Annotated in this window: 13 protein-coding genes; 6 read left to right on the forward strand and 7 right to left on the reverse strand. The window is 54.4% G+C overall.

From position 1 onward, the window contains the following. Window positions 1-4 precede the first annotated feature (4 nt). Complete coding sequence (locus tag AUQ43_RS18195; RefSeq protein WP_062957834.1) at window positions 5-2,077, reverse strand: glycosyltransferase family 41 protein; 2,073 nt, start codon at window positions 2,075-2,077, stop codon at window positions 5-7. Window positions 2,078-2,664: 587 nt separating this feature from the next. On the opposite strand from AUQ43_RS18195, the gene ilvD reads away from it, so the two are divergent. Continuing rightward, complete coding sequence (ilvD, locus tag AUQ43_RS18200) at window positions 2,665-4,518, forward strand: dihydroxy-acid dehydratase (RefSeq protein WP_062957730.1); 1,854 nt, start codon at window positions 2,665-2,667, stop codon at window positions 4,516-4,518. A 75-nt stretch (window positions 4,519-4,593) separates the two neighbouring features. On the opposite strand, the gene ald is transcribed toward ilvD, so the two are convergent. Then, entirely contained in the window at window positions 4,594-5,709 is a 1,116-nt protein-coding gene (gene ald / locus AUQ43_RS18205; RefSeq protein WP_062957731.1) for an alanine dehydrogenase, read from the reverse strand. 209 nt (window positions 5,710-5,918) lie between these two features. On the opposite strand from ald, the gene AUQ43_RS18210 reads away from it, so the two are divergent. Both AUQ43_RS18210 and AUQ43_RS18215 read left to right on the forward strand, forming a co-directional pair. Then, window positions 5,919-6,371 (forward strand): Lrp/AsnC family transcriptional regulator, encoded by a 453-nt coding sequence (locus tag AUQ43_RS18210; RefSeq protein ID WP_249741897.1) that lies wholly within the window; start codon window positions 5,919-5,921, stop codon window positions 6,369-6,371. Between the two features lie 331 nt (window positions 6,372-6,702). Then, window positions 6,703-7,413, forward strand: a complete 711-nt coding sequence (locus AUQ43_RS18215) for a TetR family transcriptional regulator (protein ID WP_062957732.1) — start codon at window positions 6,703-6,705, stop codon at window positions 7,411-7,413. A 157-nt stretch (window positions 7,414-7,570) separates the two neighbouring features. On the opposite strand, the gene AUQ43_RS18220 is transcribed toward AUQ43_RS18215, so the two are convergent. The 5 genes from AUQ43_RS18220 to AUQ43_RS18240 all read right to left on the reverse strand — a co-directional run bounded on the left by AUQ43_RS18220 (window position 7,571) and on the right by AUQ43_RS18240 (window position 13,579). Further along, window positions 7,571-8,404, reverse strand: a complete 834-nt coding sequence (locus AUQ43_RS18220) for an ABC transporter permease subunit (RefSeq protein WP_062957733.1) — start codon at window positions 8,402-8,404, stop codon at window positions 7,571-7,573. Next, window positions 8,401-9,330, reverse strand: a complete 930-nt coding sequence (locus tag AUQ43_RS18225; protein ID WP_062957734.1) for an ABC transporter permease subunit — start codon at window positions 9,328-9,330, stop codon at window positions 8,401-8,403. The genes AUQ43_RS18220 and AUQ43_RS18225 overlap by 4 nt, the downstream gene beginning before the upstream one ends. After that, window positions 9,327-10,493, reverse strand: a complete 1,167-nt coding sequence (locus tag AUQ43_RS18230; RefSeq protein ID WP_062957735.1) for an ABC transporter ATP-binding protein — start codon at window positions 10,491-10,493, stop codon at window positions 9,327-9,329. Before AUQ43_RS18230 ends, AUQ43_RS18225 begins: the two co-directional genes overlap by 4 nt. A gap of 404 nt (window positions 10,494-10,897) precedes the next feature. Next, entirely contained in the window at window positions 10,898-12,004 is a 1,107-nt protein-coding gene (locus AUQ43_RS18235; RefSeq protein WP_062957736.1) for a polyamine ABC transporter substrate-binding protein, read from the reverse strand. 225 nt (window positions 12,005-12,229) lie between these two features. Then, a complete protein-coding gene (locus AUQ43_RS18240; protein WP_062957737.1) occupies window positions 12,230-13,579 on the reverse strand; it encodes a glutamine synthetase family protein in 1,350 nt (449 codons plus the stop codon). Between the two features lie 272 nt (window positions 13,580-13,851). On the opposite strand from AUQ43_RS18240, the gene dgcN reads away from it, so the two are divergent. From dgcN to AUQ43_RS18255, 3 genes are all read left to right on the forward strand, one after another. Continuing rightward, the gene (gene dgcN / locus AUQ43_RS18245) at window positions 13,852-14,856 is read left to right on the forward strand and encodes an N-acetyltransferase DgcN (RefSeq protein WP_062957738.1); all 1,005 of its coding nucleotides are present in this window, start codon (window positions 13,852-13,854) and stop codon (window positions 14,854-14,856) included. Window position 14,857: 1 nt separating this feature from the next. Next, window positions 14,858-15,838 carry an N-acetyl-D-Glu racemase DgcA gene (dgcA, locus tag AUQ43_RS18250; protein WP_062957739.1) on the forward strand — a complete coding sequence of 327 codons (981 nt, stop codon included), beginning with the start codon at window positions 14,858-14,860 and terminating at the stop codon, window positions 15,836-15,838. 462 nt (window positions 15,839-16,300) lie between these two features. Beyond that, window positions 16,301-17,410 carry a diguanylate cyclase gene (locus AUQ43_RS18255; RefSeq protein ID WP_232310743.1) on the forward strand — a complete coding sequence of 370 codons (1,110 nt, stop codon included), beginning with the start codon at window positions 16,301-16,303 and terminating at the stop codon, window positions 17,408-17,410. The last annotated feature ends 809 nt before the right edge of the window (window positions 17,411-18,219 follow it).

Here is an 18,219-nt window from a genome sequence, read left to right on the forward strand (position 1 = left end):
GGGGCTATTGGTTGCCGCGACACCAGTTCTGCCACATCTCGCGACAGGCTTCCTCGAACTCGGCCGCCACGGCCGGGCCATGGAAGGCGCGACTGCCCCTGATACGTTCACGCATGTTTTCGCGGATGCTGGCCAGCGCCTTTAGGTCGGATGCCAGCATGATGCATTTATCGACATAACCCTTTTCGGTTTCGGCACACAGCGCGCCAAGCCCGATATCCCCCAAAACAGCAAGGCCAAGCCGTGATCCCGGTCGATCATCGGCCAGCGACACGAACGGAATGCCAAACCACAGCATCTCGTAATAGGTCTCAAGGCTGATGGCGGGAAACGGTGCCAGCCCGATATCAATCTGGGCATACAGGGCCGCGCGGTCCTGTGGCTTTATCTTGCCAGCCAGATCAAGGCGGTCTCGCTTGATCCCGGCTTGTCGTGCGCGGTCCAGAAACGTCTTGGCGGCATAGGAATCTTCAAGCACGTCATCCTGAATGACGATACGGCTGTTGCTGATCTTGTTTAAGATCCGCGCAAAGCAATTAAGCGTCTCGTTGCTGATATTGGCCAGCCGTTCAATACAACCAAACCGGATGATTTCTTCGCCAACCGCTGCCGGAAGCGGGGTAAGCGGCAATGCATCATCAAGTTCTGCCGGAAGATACGGGCCAAGTGCCAACGGATAGGGGCGCTCGGAGAACATTTTGTTTTCCGCCAGGCTGCCACCAAACACATCCTTGTGTCCGATCAGGTAATCCATTTCCGCGATGCCGGTGGTGATCGCAGACAAGCTGGCCTGTACCGGCGCGGCCTTGATCGCAAAAACATCAATCGGCTGGGTCGGATGAATGCCGCACACATCAATCAGGATATCGATCTTGTCCTTGCGAATGCGGTCGGCAATGCGCATCGGGTCCTGCCCGCAAACCTCGCGCCAGCCATCCGCCATCACCTGCCATTGCCGTGTAACGTCGTCAGGGCGTGGTGTGGCAGAATACAAAAACAGGTCGATCTCGTGGCGATTAAGGTTACGTGCCAGAGCACTCAACAGCCCAAAGGACGGGTGCTGACAGAAAAACGGTGAAATCCAACCGATGCGCAATCGCTTGTCGGCCTGGCGGCTATTGCCAAAGGCGGGCTTGGCGGCAATCGGCATATGATGCTTGGCCCACGCCTTCGCCGCCTTGGCATGTGCAGTGCCATCGGTACTGCCAAGCTTGGCGCGCGCCCGGATCAAAAGTGCTTCTGCCGTGGCATTGTCCGGTGATGCCTTGATCAGGGCTTCAAGCGTTGCAATCGTTGCGTCAAGATCACCGCAGCGCAAAGTGATATCGGCCAGAACCAGGTCAATATCATCGGTTTCCTTGGTCAGGCGACGTGCAGTCTTTAAAATCGCGATGGCCTTGGAATACTGCCCCTGATGGGCCAGTGATTGTCCAAGTCCGCGCAGGCCCGGAACATATTTCGCATCGATGCTCAGCGCACGTTGATAAAGGTTCTGCGCCAGTTCCGGATAGCCAAGCCGCAAAAAGGCCGATCCCACACGGCAAATCAGTTCCGGTGAAATGCCGGCGGCCTCTGCCGCATGGTCAAGTGATTTAAGGGCGGCTTCTTCCTGTCCCAGATCATGCAACGTCTGCCCGAAAAGCAGCAACCCCTCATAATGATTCGGTTTCAGGCCAAGCAACCGCCCCAAAAGATCCATTGCCTGACCCAGATGGCCACGGGGAATTTCAAGGCGCGCCAGATGATAAAGGGCGGTGGGGAAATCCCCGTGATAACTCAGGGCTTGCTTGAACTGGTCAATCGCCTTGTCGATCTGCCCGGAACTTTCCAGTGCAATGGCATAGTTGCATCGCACCGCCGGGTTGGCCGCAAAACTGCCAAGGCAGCTTTCAAAAAGCTCAAGCGCCTCGCCATGGCGGCCCAGGCCGGTCAGCAGGGTAGCCAGAAGATGCTCAGCTTCGGCATTTCCCGGGGAAATGGCAAGTGCCGCGCGATATGTCTTTTCGGCTTCTTCCGGGCGATTGCCCTCATGCGCAGTCAGGCCGCGACGCAACAGTGTCTTGAGTTGGTCGGACATGGATGTGCGGATCTCCACCTGATGGTTTTGACTGGGCTCGGACCCAAGCGGTTCTTGCCAGACATTAAAGGGTTCGCGACATCCTTTAAAGCGCGCAATTACCAGTTTGGCGATTGCGGCATGAAATATGGGCAAAAAAGAACCCCGAACCTGTATGAGGTCCGGGGCGAGAATGGGAGTGGGAGAATCGCCTGGCGGCGATAATCACCTAGTACGATATGTATTGTTTGGCTAAAGGTCGCCTATGCAATGGAGTAGGTCTGAGGGTATTTGGGATAGGTGTGGGTCTAAATTTGTATAAACATTGTGAACTTGATCACAATTTTGCGTTCATGCACTGGTACGGGACGATTTTTACGCAAACTCTGAGTGTAGAAACAGTCATCTAAATGCCCCTTGAAAAACGGGTGTAAAATTTCTTGTTCGTAGCATTCGTACCCAATCACGGAATTTGGCGAAATTTTCAGGCAAAAAACTGTCAAAATGCGCGAAGACTGTGCTAGAACGCACCCATATATAGAGGGCTTTGGACCGCGATCCATGGTCCGAAAGAAACGCCACTAGCGATTTGAAGAGAGGTTCCTTCCATGCCGGAATATCGGTCCCGTACAACAACACACGGCCGCAACATGGCTGGTGCGCGCGGCCTTTGGCGCGCCACTGGCATGAAAGACGAAGATTTCGACAAGCCGATCATTGCGGTCGTCAACAGCTTCACCCAGTTCGTGCCCGGTCACGTGCATCTCAAGGACCTCGGTCAGATGGTCGCACGCGAGATCGAGGCATCCGGCGGTGTTGCCAAGGAATTCAACACCATTGCAGTGGATGACGGCATTGCGATGGGCCATGACGGCATGCTCTATAGCCTGCCGTCACGCGAAATCATTGCTGATTCCGTTGAATATATGGTCAATGCCCATTGCGCCGATGCGATGGTCTGCATTTCCAACTGCGATAAAATTACCCCGGGCATGTTGATGGCGGCGATGCGCCTGAATGTCCCGTGCGTGTTCGTATCCGGTGGCCCGATGGAGGCCGGCAAGGTCACCATCGAGGGCAAGGAACATCACCTTGATCTGGTCGATGCCATGGTGCAGGCCGCTGATCCGAACATCTCCGACGAACAGGTTACCGAAGTCGAACGTTCTGCCTGCCCGACCTGTGGGTCATGCTCTGGCATGTTTACCGCCAACTCGATGAACTGTCTGGCCGAGGCACTTGGCCTTGCGCTGCCGGGCAATGGTTCTGTGCTGGCAACCCACGCGGCCCGCAAGGAGCTCTTCCTCGAAGCGGCCCGTACCTCGGTCAAACTGGCACGTCGTTATTACGAAGAAGAAGACATCGGTGCGACCCCGCGCGGCATCGCAACCTTTGATGCCTTTGAAAACGCCATGGCGCTTGATATCGCCATGGGCGGTTCGACCAACACGGTTCTGCATTTGCTTGCGATTGCCAAGGAAGCGGAAGTCGACTTCACCATGACCGATATGGATCGCCTGTCGCGCAAGATCCCGTATCTGTCAAAAGTCGCGCCGAACCATCCGATGTTCCACATGGAAGACGTCCATCGTGCCGGTGGCATCATGCGTATTCTGGGCGAACTTGATCGCGCAGGCCTGCTGCATACCGATGTTTCCACGGTGCATTCCAAGACCATGGCCGATGCCCTTGAAAAATGGGACATCAAACGCACCACCAACGAGGCCGTGCACAAGTTCTTCCGTGCCATGCCGGGCGGGGTGCCGTCACAAACCGCGTTCAGTCAGGAACGTTATTGGGACGATCTCGACCTTGATGAAAAAGAAGGCTGCATCCGTGATGTCGCCCATGCCTACAGTCAGGATGGCGGTCTTGCCGTTCTGTTTGGCAACCTTGCAGCCAACGGCTGTGTGGTCAAAACCGGCGGTGTCGATGAAAGCATCCTGAAATTCACCGGCCCGGCCGTAATTTGCGAAAGTCAGGACGAAGCCGTTGCCAAGGTTCTTGGTGGCGAGGTCAAGGAAGGCGACGTGGTCGTCATCCGTTACGAAGGCCCCAAAGGTGGTCCGGGCATGCAGGAAATGCTGTATCCGACCAGCTATCTCAAATCGATGGGGCTGGGCAAGGCCTGCGCACTGATTACCGATGGTCGTTTCTCGGGCGGTACGTCGGGTCTGTCGATTGGTCACGTCTCGCCCGAAGCAGCTGCTGGTGGCGATATCGCCCTGATCGAGCCGGGTGATATGATCGAAATCGACATTCCGAACCGTTCAATCAAGATCGCGGTTGATGATGCCGATCTGGCCGCCCGTCGTCAGGCGATGGAAGCCAAGGGGCCCGAAGCATGGCGTCCGGCCAAGCCGCGCAAACGCAAGGTCTCGACAGCCCTTCGTGCCTACGCCGCCATGGCAACCAGTGCCGATCAGGGTGCGGTCCGTGACGTGACACAGGTCGAATTCTGATCGACCAGCGTTCACCGAAACCAAACAAAAAGGGCGCCAATCGGCGCCCTTTTTTCATGATCGCATTCAAGCGCCTCAGGCCAGGGCGCTTTCAATCGGCAGGTAATCATAGCCCAGCGCATCTGCCACGGCCTTGTAGGTGATCTTGCCATCATGGACATTAAGCCCTGCTGCCAGATGCGGATCGTCCTGACAGGCCTTTTTCCAGCCCTTATTGGCAAGGGCCAGTGCGAAGGGCAGGGTGGCGTTGTTGAGCGCAAAGGTCGATGTCCGCGCGACGGCACCGGGCATGTTGGCAACGCAATAATGCACAACATCATCGACGATATAGGTCGGGTCGGCATGGGTGGTTGCCTTCGATGTTTCAAAACAACCGCCCTGATCAATCGCAACATCAACAATCACCGAACCCGGCTTCATGCGTGACAGTTGCTCTTTCTTGATCAGTTTCGGCGCAGCCGCACCAGGCACAAGCACTGCACCAACGACCATGTCGGCTTCAAGCACAAGCGCCTCGGTATCATCGATGGTGGCGTATTGCGTTTTGATGCGCGGGCCATACAGATCATCAAGATAGGTCAGGCGTTTGACGTTTTTATCAAGAATGATCACGTCCGCCCCCATGCCTGCGGCAATGCGGGCCGCATTGGTGCCGACAACACCGCCACCAATCACAACGACCTTGGCCGGGGCCACACCGGGCACACCGCCCAGCAACATACCGCGTCCGCCATTGGCTTTCTGAAGGGCTGCGGCCCCAACCTGCGGCGCCATGCGACCGGCAACTTCCGACATCGGCGCCAGAAGCGGCAGGCCACCGGATCGGTCGGTCACAGTTTCATAGGCAATCGCGGTCACACCGGATTTGACCAGACCGGCGGTCTGATCGGGGTCCGGGGCCAGATGCAGATAGGTAAACAGCAACTGGCCGGGGCGGAGCTGCTCATACTCAACTTTCTGCGGTTCCTTGACCTTGATGACCATCTCGGCACTGGCAAAGATATCGGACGCAGCACCGGCAATGGTTGCACCGGCGGCAATGTAGTCTTCATCAGCAAAGCCGACACCGGCACCGGCCATGGTTTCGACCTGAACCTTATGGCCATGTTCAACAAGTTCGCGGACCGAGCTTGGCGTCAGTCCGACGCGATATTCGTGGTTTTTGATTTCCTTTGGAACACCAATCAGCATGTCGTTTCCTCCCGACAAAAAGGTGGTAATCGGGGGATATCCTCGGTGTTTCCGGGGATTCCCGGGCGGTTGGCGCCTCTTTTAATCTTGTTCTTGAATGATACCCTAAAAATTGGGCAATTAATCTTCATTTCAAGGGGTGTTTGATGGTATCATTGCTATATAATTCAACAGATAGATGATTATTTCGGAGGATTGTTCGAATGGAGATGGATGAACGAGATCGGATGATTCTGCGTTTGCTGCAGAAAGATGGTCGCATCAGCAATGCGGAACTTGCCGAAAAGGTGAACCTTTCGGCCTCTGCCTGCCTGCGGCGTGTGCGGCTGCTTGAAGAGGCGGGCTTCATCGATCATTACACCATGCTTCTCAATCCCGCACGGATCGGCAAGCCGGGAAATGCCTTCGTCAATATCGCGATCACCCGTCAAACCCGCGAGGCACTCGAAACCTTTGAAAAGGAAATTCAAAAGGTTCCCGAAGTCGTCGAATGTTATCTGCTGGCCGGGCAAAGCGACTATCTTGTACATGTCGTTTATAGCGACACGGCGGACTACGAACGCATCCACAGCGAAGTCCTGACACAATTGCCCGGAGTCGAACGGGTTCAGACAGTCATCACACTGCGCGAAGTCAAACGCACCACGGAACTGCCGGTATAAACCAGCGCTACCAGCAACCCTATTGGGCACCATGGAATGTAATGCTTTGGCAGACCTTGTTGCCGGGGCTCATCTTTTCACGCCTTTGGGACCGTGCGCGACTCGAACAAAAAACTGTACGAAAATTGGTGAATTGTTCGGAGTGCGTTGCTCAGGTTGATTGTATATGACCGTAATTCATATAATCTGGCAGGTGTTCGAGCGGAAAAATGATTGTCTTTTCAATGCCTCATGAATTTTGTCCATTTATTCCAATCCCGCGATTTGACTTTTAGGTGAATTAAAATGCAATAATATGCCCGGGGAAAATACGTTGGGGGAAACTAATCAAATGGAACAAGATAATCTTGTTCGTGCTCGAAGCCACGAGCAGAAACTAAAACGCCGTGCTGATATTCTTGATGCTGCCCGCAAGCTTTATCTGGAAGGTGACGGCACCTTGCCCTCGGCCGCAGAGGTCGCACGCAAGGCAAATTTGGCCAAAGGGACGCTTTATCTTTATTTCTCAAGCAAGGAAGCACTGTTTCTAGAGGTGCTCCGCCACTTCCAGAAAGAGTGGTTTGAGAACAATCTGGATATCATTGATCAGGAAGCATTGCGCCGGCCCGAGGAACGCGATTCAACCCGTGTTGCGCGGCAGTTTGTGCAATATCTGGTCAAGAACGAAAAGTTCCTTTATCTCGCGTCATTGTCGCAAGGCGTTCTGGAATCAGGTTCTGACGATGAAATGGTCGTCAACCAGCGCCGTTTCCTGGCATCCATGGTCAAACGTACCGCCGATGCTTTGGCCGAGCTTTATGAAATCACACCCGAAGATGCCAGCAAGCTGATGCGTTCATCCTATGCGCTGGTTCTTGGCCTGTGGCAGATGTCGCAGCTCCCGGATCGGGTGAAGAAGCTTATGGAACAGAACGCGCTCAATAATCTGATTATCGATTTTGCCGATGCTGCAGAGGAAGCAGTTGTTTCCTACTGGCAGGTCTCTGCACCGGGCATGAAGTGCCGTGAAATGATGCGCAAGGCGGCCGAAGGCAACTGCTAGAGCAATTTCCGTTTCGATCTAAACGGAAACTGCTCTAGGCCACGACTGGCCCGTTCACGCCAAGGCAGCGATATCGCAAAACAAAAGCAGCGCCGGATGGTTTGTCCGGCGCTGCTTTTTTGTGATGTGATCTTTGGTCCTGAGGCCTAGGTCAGTCTCAATGTTGTGCGTCGGCAGAGGCCCGGCTGCGCATCCGTTCAGAGCGCAGGATCATCAGGCTGGCAATGATGATCATCACCGAAACGGCGAGAATGATCAGGGTCGCCAGCGCGTTGATCTCGGGCGAGACGCCAAGACGTACCGATGAAAAGACCTTCATTGGCAGTGTGGTTGACCCCGGCCCAGCGACAAAGCTCGCAATCACCAAATCATCCAGTGACAGCGTAAAGGACAGCAACCAGCCGGCCAGCAACGCAGGCAGGATCATCGGCAGTGTAATGACAAAGAAGATCTTGGCAGGCTTTGCCCCCAGATCCATCGCCGCTTCCTCGACCGAGGTATCCATGCCCGACAGGCGTGATTGCACGACAACCGCGACATAGGCAGCACAGAAGGTCGTATGCGCAATCGTGATGGTCGAAAGACCACGGCCCGCCGGCCAGCCGATCATTTGCTCAAGCGTTACAAACAACAGCAAAAGCGATAGACCGGTAATAACCTCTGGCATCACCAGCGGGGCTGCGATCATCCCCGAAAACAGGGTGCGTCCCTTGAACCGGCCAAAGCGTGACATCACCAGACCGGCAGGCGTGCCGAGTGCCAGGGCGAGGGTCGCCGACATCACACCAATGCGCAGGCTGTTCCAGGCAGCATCAATCATGCCGTCATTGGAAAACAGCGACACATACCATTTGGTCGAAAAGCCCGCCCAAACGGTCACCAGCTTCCCTTCGTTAAAGGAATAGATGATGACAAGCAGGATCGGCACATAAAGAAAGGCAAAGCCAAACACCAGGGCCGAAATCAGGAAGGTTGAACGTTTGCTGCTCATTGCTGGCCTTCCTCCTGCTTGGTCTGAATATGCTGGAACCACATGATCGGCACGACAAGGAAGATCAGCATCGCGATCGCCACGGCTGATGCAATCGGCCAGTCACGGTTGGCAAAGAACTCGTTCCAAAGCGTTCGACCGATCATCAATGTGTTCGGACCGCCCAGCAGTTCGGGGATAACGAATTCACCCACAGCCGGAATAAACACCAGAAGCGACCCGGCCAAAATCCCCGGCATGGAAAGCGGTAGCGTGATCTTGGCAAAGGCCTGCCAGGGCTTGCAGCCCAGATCAAGGGCGGCTTCCACCAGACTGACATCCATCTTTTCAAGCGTGGAATACAGCGGCAGGATCATGAAGGGCAGGTAGGTATAGACAATCCCGACATAAACCGCGAATTCGGTCTGGCGCATGATCAATGGTTCGGAAATGATACCTGCCCACAGCAGGAACGCGTTGATCAATCCTTCGCGGTCAAGGATCCCGATCCAGGCATAAACGCGGATCAGGAAACTGGTCCAGAACGGCAGGATGACCAGCATCAGCAACACACTGCGCATCGATCCTTGCGCACGCGCAATGCCATAGGCCATCGGATAGCCGATCAGAAGCGTGATGATGGTCGAAATCGCCGCGATCCGGATCGAATTCAGATAGGCGGTGGCATACAGACTGTCAGAAAGCAGGAACAGGTAGTTCCCGAAATTAAGCGTGATCGCGATGCCTTCGTCGATCCATTCAAAAAGCGGCGTATAGGGCGGCTGTGCATATTCTGCCACCGAAAAGCTGATCTTGAGAACGATCAGAAACGGTACAAGGAAGAACAAAAACAGCCAGAAATACGGAATGCCGATCACCAGCACCCGGCCATGCTTGATCATCCAGCGATCAAAACGTTGCTTGATGGTTAGCTTGTCACTGCTCATTTGTTCAGAACCGAAGCAGCACCGGCCTCCCACGATACCCAGACGGGGTCTTCCCACGTATAGCGGGGCTCGATCTGGCGGGTGGAGTTCGGCTCGGTTACCTTGATGCGTTTACCGCTTTCAAGCCGGACGTGATAGGTCGAAATACCGCCCAGATAGCCGATCTCTTCGACCTTGCCCGACACGCAATTGTATTTGGTTTCGCTTGGGGCTTGTTTGGTAATGCGCAGGCGTTCCGGGCGAAGTGCCACCCAAAACGTCATGCTCTGGTGGCCCTGAACTGCGTGATCAATATAAATGTCGCAACCGGCTTCCTCGGATTTGATAACGGCGTATTTTTCGTCATCATCCACCAGAACACCCTCGATCAGGTTGACCTGACCTAGGAAATTCGCGGTATAGCGGCTGTTGGGATACTCATACAGTTCAAACGGGGTGCCGATCTGGTTGATCACCCCTTCATTCATCACGGCGATGCGTGATGCCATGGTCATGGCTTCTTCCTGATCGTGGGTGACCATGACAAAGGTTGTGCCAACCTTTTCCTGAATATTGACCAGCTCGAACTGGGTCTGTTCACGCAGCTTTTTGTCAAGCGCGCCAAGCGGTTCATCGAGCAACAGCACCTTTGGCCGTTTCACAAGCGATCGTGCAAGCGCGACACGCTGGCGCTGGCCACCCGACAGCTGATGGGGTTTGCGTTTGGCAAACTTGCTCATCTGAACAAGGCCCAGCATCTCGGCGACCAGTTCCTTGATTTCGCTGCGCGAAACACCGTCTTGTACAAGACCGAACGCGACATTCTGCTCCACGCTCATATGCGGGAACAGGGCATAGGACTGGAACATCATGTTGGTCGGGCGCTCATAGGCCGGAACACCCGCCATATCGACGCCATCAATGTAAATCTTGCCCGACGTCGGTTCCTCGAACCCGGCCAGCATGCGCAGAAGTGTTGTTTTCCCGCAGCCCGATCCGCCCAGAAGGGCAAATAATTCGTGGCGATAAATATCAAGGGAAACATCATCAACGGCATAGAAGTCGCCGAATTTCTTGGTCACATTCTCAAAACGGATATAGGGAACCGCATCCGGATTGTTCCAAGGTTGCGTCTTGTGCACATCCTCGTGCACGTGCTCCAAAACCGCCTCTGACACCAGCATTCTCCCCTTGTTCAATGTCAAGATGAACCGATTAAATCAGACGTCAGCCCCTGATGACCTGATGCGCAATCTTTCGATGTTGCGGCATTGCTGAAAAGGTCGGTTCTTCCTGATAACAGGATGAAGCATTTCTGCAATCTGTAAAGAGGGGTGTGCGATATTTTGAACAACAATCGCCATTTGATGTCTAAAACGGCAGGGAATCGAAGGTTGGTGTTCAAAAAATGTGCAATATTTCGCGGATTCGCAATTGCGGTCCGGCGCAGATCTGTGGCTGTTTGCAGCGACTGAGCACGAGTCACTGTACGCGCCAGCGCGGCGTTTTCACATCCCAAAAAAGCAAAAGGGCGCGAAACATGTCGCGCCCTTCGCAAAGATATCAGAACACAATCAGCTAGGATTGCTTACTGACCGGTTTTAAGCTTCGTCCACATACGGGTACGTGTGCGCAGAAGACGTCCGCTCGGCTCGACCTTGGACTTCAGGCGTTCCTTGACTTCCTGCGGCGGATAGATGCCTTCGTCTTCCAGAAGTGCCGGGTCAACCAGTTCCATCGCAGCAAGGTTCGGCGTTGCATAGGCAACATAGTTTGCGATTTCAGCTTCGACGTCCGGACGCAGCACATAATCGATGAACTTGTGCGCCAGTTCCGGGTTCGGTGCATCTTCCGGGATCATCATCGCATCGAACCAGATGAGCGTGCCTTCCTTCGGGATGACATACTTGATCTCGTTGCCGTTGCCGGCTTCTTCTGCGCGAAGGGCCGCCATGCCGACGTCACCCGACCAGCCTACGGAAATACAGGTGTTTCCGTTGGCAAGGTCGTTGATGTATTGCGAGCTATGGAAATACGTCACGTGCGGGCGGATTTTCTCAAGCTGTGCAAAGGCGCTTTCGATCGATTCCTTGGTCGGTTCGCCTTCCGGCACATTGCCAAGATAGAAGTTTACAAGCGGAACGATCTCGCCCGGATCATCCAGAAGCGACAGGCCGCATGAAGACAGCTTTTCGGCATATTCCGGGTCAAAGATCATTGCCCAGCTATCGACCGGTGCATCGTCGCCCAGAACTTCCTTGATCTTGGCAACGTTGTAGCCAAAGCCGTTGGTGCCCCAGAAATACGGCACGGCATAGGTGTTGTCCGGATCGTACTTGGCCTGCTGTTCAAGGATGATCGGATCCAGATTGTCATAGTTCGACAGTTTGGATTTGTCGATTGGCTGGAAAAGCTTTGCCCTGATCAGGCGTTCGGCGTCGGCAAGGGTCGGGACGACAATGTCATAACCGGAATTGCCCGCCAGCAGCTTGGCTTCGACAAGCTGGTTGCTGTCATAGACGTCATAGTTGACCTTGACGCCGAACTCCTTTTCGAAGTTCGCAACCGTTTCCTCGCCGATATAATCCGACCAGTTATAGATGTTGAGAACTTCCTGTGCCGATGCGCTTGTTGCAAAACCGGCAACGGCAGTTGCAAGCACAGCAAGGCTTGAAGTTTTAAGAAGAGTTTTCATTTCGCTGAGCCTCCCATGTGGCAGCGTTTGAATGTTTGATGGCTCCGTTGTTTTCTTCCCCCGGAGCCCGGGGACGATCCTGATATCCTTCGAATGCTTCAGGATATTGTCAAATACAAGATGGAAAAATGTGCATTTTTCGCATCATGTGAATAATTGTGCATTTGCGATGCAATATTCTTGCGCCGGGCGTCAATCCCCGGCGCAAAATTCGATATGGGACTTTTAAACGTTCAGCAAAAGGTGCTCTCGCTCCCAGGCGCTGATCACGGTCTGATAGGCATCCCATTCTGCTTCCTTGACCGCAATGACCGCGGCGGCAAATTCCTCGCCCAGAAGTTCCTTAAGCGGTTTGCAGCGATGGAATTTCGCAAGTGCTTCGTGGATGTGACGGGGCAGGGAATGGGCACGGTCATAGCCCGAACCTTCGATCGGGGCCGTGGCGTCAACCTCTTCGAGAATCCCCAAAAGGCCACAGGCAAGCGATGCCGCAATCGCCAGATACGGGTTGGCATCAGCGCCCGGCAGGCGGTTTTCAACCCGGCGCGCGGCGGGCGGGCCATTTGGCTGGCGCAGACCGACCGTGCGGTTATCAAGTGACCAGTGCATGTTGATCGGCGCATCGGACCAGGGCTGCAAGCGGCGATAACTGTTCATGTTCGGTGCCAGAAGCGGCATGGCTGCCGGCAGGTAACGCTGCAGACCGCCAATATAGTTCAGGAACAGTTTGGAGTTTTCCCCGTCATCATCGGCAAACAGGTTCTTGCCGGTTGTGATATCAAGAACACTCTGGTGAATATGCATCGAGCTGCCCGGCAGATTGCCCATCGGCTTGGCCATGAACGTGCCATAGACACCATGTTTCAGGGCCGTCTCGCGCAGGGTGCGTTTGAACAGGAAGGCCTGATCGGCCAGTTCAAGCGGGTCGCCATGGTTAAAGTTCATTTCAAGCTGGGCCGGACCCGATTCGTGGCTCATGGTATCGGCATCGATATTCATGGCCTCGCAATAGTCATAAAGGTCCTCGATCAGCGGGTCGAACTCGTTGATCGCATCAATGCCAAAGGCGTTCGATGCGCGTTCCGGCCGCCCGGAACGGCCGATTGGCGGTTCCAGCGGGTTGTCGGGGTCGGTGTTTTTTGCCACCAGATAAAATTCAAGTTCCGGCGCGATCACGGGCTTCATGCCACGTTCTTCAAATGCCTTGAGAACGCGCTTCAGCACGCCGCGCGGGGACGTTGAAACTTCTTCGCCGGAAAAATGGAAGCAGTCGCAGATGATCTGGGCGGTTGGCTCTTCGTACCATGGGACAACGCGCACGGTTTGCGGGTCGGGAACCATGACCACGTCCTTTTCGGCCGGATCAAGGAAGGCATCGGTTTCCTCCGGATAGCCGCCGGTTACCGTCAGGCAGAATATTGCTTCGGGGATGGCAAGGCTTTTGGCCTCCAGCCCCTTCAGGAATTTCTGTGTCGGAAGAACCTTGCCGCGGGCAACGCCGGACATGTCCGGTACAATGCATTCGACTTCTTCGATTTTTCGCTCGGATAGCCACGTCTTGAGATCGGTGCTCATGTGTAGTCGGGCGCTTTCACGCCAGTCCTTCAAAATTGCATTTTCTTGCGTTTTTCGGGCCATTCCCGAACAAATTCACAAGAAAGGATGTTGGTCTTCGAAGACTATTGTATTTAATTTCGTTATTGTCGTGTTTTTTAGAATTATAGACGAAGTTTCTGTGGGATCGTCGAAGATATCGTTTCATATCTCTGGAACCATCCTACCAGATTGCGCTATAGTCACGCCACAATATTTAAGAGCAGCGTTTGGATGCTGGTCAAGGAGGTATTATGAAAATCGCACATCCGTATCTTATGTTTCTTGGTGACGCGCCGGACGAACTGGCTGCAAAAACCGCAATCGGCATCAAGCAGTGGCGCCCGGAATGGTGCGTCGGTCAGCTGAGCCTGCCGGGCTGTCAGGCTGATCTCGGTCTGCCGGAAATGTCCATTGCCGAAGCAAAGGCCGCCGGTGTTAAAACCCTTGTGCTTGGCGTTGCCAACCGTGGCGGGATCATCGGCCCGGCATGGATGGAAACCCTGCTGGCTGCTATTGATGCCGGCATGGATATCGCCAACGGTCTGCACACCCGTCTTTCCACCATTCCGGAACTGGTTGATGCCGCCAAGGCCAAAGGTGTCAGCCTGTTGGACGTTCGCCACTTCGACGGCAAAGTGCCGGTCGGCAATGGTGAAGAACGTTCGGGCAAACGTGTTCTGGCTGTTGGGACCGATTGCTCGGTTGGTAAAATGTACACCGCCCTTGCGATTGACGCCGAATTCAAAAAGCGCGGCATCAAGTCCGATTTCCGTGCAACCGGCCAGACCGGTATCTTCATCGCGGGCGAAGGAATCTCGGTTGATGCCGTGATTTCCGACTTTATCTCGGGCGCTGTTGAATCCATTGCACCGGCCAATGACGCCGATCACTGGGACGTCATGGAAGGGCAGGGCAGCCTGTTCCACGCATCGTTTGCCGGTGTTTCCATGGGCCTGATCCACGGCTCCCAGCCGGACGCACTCGTGGTTTGCCACGAGCCGACCCGTACTCACATGCGTGGCCTGCCGGGCTATAAACTGCCGGATCTCAAGACCTGCATGGAAGTAAACCTTCAGCACGCCAAGCTGACCAACCCGAATTGCAAGGTTGTCGGTTTTGCGGTCAACACCAAGGCGCTTGATGACGCGGCGGCCAAGAAACTTCTGGCCGACATCGAAGCTGAATTCGGTCTTCCGGCTGTTGATCCGGTCCGTACCGGTGTCGCACCGCTGGTCGACAAACTTCAGGAGATCTAAGTTGCCAAAACTCAGTGTGATTTCCGAAGTCTTCCCGCTTGCGCAGGTTTTCAAAATCTCGCGCGGGGCACGGACAGAGGCACATGTGGTCAAGGTGAGCTTAAGTGACGGCACACATACCGGGTATGGGGAATGCGTTCCCTATGCCCGGTACAATGAAACGGTCGAAGGCGTTATTGCCGATATCGAAGCACAGGCAGACGCACTGAACCGTGGCATGACCCGCAAGGAACTTCAGGATGCCATGAAGGCCGGCGCTGCGCGCAACGCAGTTGACTGCGCCTATTGGGATCTGGAAGCCAAGCGGGCCGGTCGTCGTGTGTGGGAACTGATCGGGCACAAGGCACCGGAAGGATTGATCACGGCTGAAACGCTGTCGATTGATACCCCCGATAACATGCGCGAAGGGGCCCGCAAGATCGCCCATGCGCCGCTGCTCAAGGTCAAGCTCAATGGCGAAAACGTCGTTGAGTCGGTCCGGGCCGTGCGCGAAGGCTCGCCCAAGGCGCGCATCATTGTTGATGCCAACGAAGCCTGGTCGCTTGATCTGCTTGAAGATATCGGGGCCGAACTTGATGGCCTCGGTGTCGAAATGATCGAACAGCCCCTGCCTGCCGGGCAGGATGACGGTCTGATCGATATCGATTGCCCGGTTCTTCTGTGTGCTGACGAGTCTGTTCATACATTGGCCGACATTCCGCGTCTGGCCAATCTCTATGACATGATCAATATCAAGCTCGACAAGACCGGTGGTCTCACCGGCGCGCTTGAACTGGCAGAAGCCGCATCAAAGGCTGGCATGCAACTGATGACCGGCTGCATGGTCGGTACATCGCTTGCCATGGCGCCCGCGATGATCACCGGTGCGATGTCACGCATTGTCGATCTCGATGGCCCGATCTGGATGGCCAAGGATCGCGATCACGCCCTGACCTTCAATAATGGTGTTATGGGGCTGCCAGATCGTGAACTCTGGGGTTAATTTGGATAGGTTCTATACAGCGGCATAGTTGCTGTCTGGCAGGGCTATAATTGAACGGCGCACCGGGAAACCGGCGCGCCGTTTTATTTTCCGACATTTGAAACCCGCCAGTACAATATTCGACCTGAAGTAGAAAATCGGACCCAATTTTTTTTATCGTCGCATCCGGGCATATGGCTGTTAACTTTTTCTTTAGGATTCAACGCATTGCCGTTGAGTATAGGGATTTTTAACGTCCATATTGCCCCTTATGCTGTATCGCGCCACCCTAATGTATAGTTGTGTATTCGACCAAATAGGGGAACGATAAACCGTTGCTAATAAAGGGTCGAAACCGGCCCGTTTTATCTGGGTGGAGCGGTTTTGGTGGATACACGCCCTCTTGAAAATGGCAGTCTGGCGCGCAGGACATTTCGGTGCTGTTATCGGGATTTCCTATACACGCCCCGGCACGCAGAACTCATGCATCTGCGGCGCAAGGAATCTATTCAGATTTCCGCCCGCTTTGCCGCTGTTTTTGTTCTGGTTCTGATGCTGGCTGTTCCATTCTGGGATGGCACCCTTGCCGTTGAAATGTGGTCGTCGCAGACCTTTGTTCTGCGTCTTCTGGTGGCTGGCGTTGCCGTTGCCGTGCTTGCAAATCGCGCGGTCAGCGCACGCTGGCGGCGCCATTTTCCCTATCTGCCCATGCTGATGCTGATCTTTGCCGCCAGTCTTTTATGTGTTTTTGCGGCCAACGATCCACGTGCTACCGATCAAATGCACTCTGCGCACAGCTTCCTTCTGATTGGTCTGGTGATGATGATCGCCATCATGCCGCTGACATTGGCCGAGGCGGGCTTGCTTTCGGTGCCGTTTCTGGCGTTGTTGGCCATCAGCGCGCAAAGTGGCCTTGAAACAGGTTTTGTGCCGTTTGAAATGTTGCTGGCCTTCTTGCTGCCGCTGGCAATGGTTTCATCCCTGGTGCAGCTTTACCGGACCATCGCGGCTGTTCATGAAATCGCCATTGATCCGTTGACCGGCTGTTATACCCGCGCCTTTGGCATGGAAATGATCCGGGTCAGTTTCGATGCGGCTCAGCGTAAAAATGCGCCCTATACCGTCGCCTTTGTCGATCTTGATGATTTCAAGCAGATCAATGACCGCTATGGGCATGATTACGGTGATCGCATTCTTGGCGAGGTCGGCAACAATCTGGTCCACCGGTTTCGCCGGTCCGATCTTGTCGTGCGCTGGGGTGGGGAGGAATTTTTGATATTGCTGCCCGAACTTGACCGTGCCCGCGCGGCCGAGGTGCTTGACCGCGTTATGTTGCCCGGTCTGGCAAAGCTTGAAGACGGGCAGGTGCAAAAGGCCAGTGTCGGTCTGTCCGAACGGATCGAGGATGCCATTGCCCTGCCACACAACCTGATCGACCTTGCCGATCAACGGATGTATGACGCCAAGAAACGGCGTGATCGCGAAGATCTGGTGGAGCAGGGCTATTTAGGCCGACGCAGCGCCGTACAGGCGCTGGCTTCCCAATCAGCGGCCGCTGGCAATACGCAATCAGCGGATCACAGCATCAACTGATCTTTTGGGGTGCCCGGGGCACTTCTTTGGGCCTTTCGGGTGGATTTCCCTGACTTCCTTTCCGGTGAAACAGCCTGTTTCAATGCCCTTTGGCTGGCAAAGTGACCTCATGGGCGCAATGTTGCTGTGTGGAATCGATGGCCATGACGTTCGAAATCGAACTATTTGGCTGTGGATTCGCATCGATTCCCTCCGTTCCAACCGAGGTTTGATTTTCTTTGGTGGTCAAAAAAATAGCCGGGAAGTGTGAAATTTTCGGGCGTTTGACGGGCAATGCCGCAAAATAATGCACAAAAAAGAAGCAGTAATATTTTTGACAAAAAAATAGTCAAAAAACTATTGCGTCCTCCCCGGCAAATCAGTAATCTCCATTTGTGCGCTGCGGTAGGACGCAGTGCATTCCGGCGAGCGACTTGTCGCTCGTTTCTTGGACGTTTCCTCCCTAGACTTGGGCCGCTGTCACAGGCGGCCTTCTTTTTTGCCTGAATTCAGCCGATTACACAAATGCAAAGCATATGTTCAACCCCTGAGCATATGGTGCATTCTGGAATTTGTTAAATGGTGCAGTGCAAATCAACCGGAAAGAGAAATGCCCCGCCGTTTTGGCGAGGCATCATCTTATAGGGGAAATTTGTCCAATAGTATCAGAACAAAAGTGAGAACTATTGAGACCGTAGGCGCAACATCGAATTTGACGTCAATGTTGATTCTGGTCTGCGGGAGCGGATTTTTCCGCATGTCTTTTCCGGTTGTGATCAGACGAGAGTGAACGCGTTGGAAGATGCATTAAAATCGCCTGACTTTTTATA

The organism is Thalassospira sp. MCCC 1A01148, assembly GCF_001613795.1.
GTDB lineage: Bacteria > Pseudomonadota > Alphaproteobacteria > Rhodospirillales > Thalassospiraceae > Thalassospira.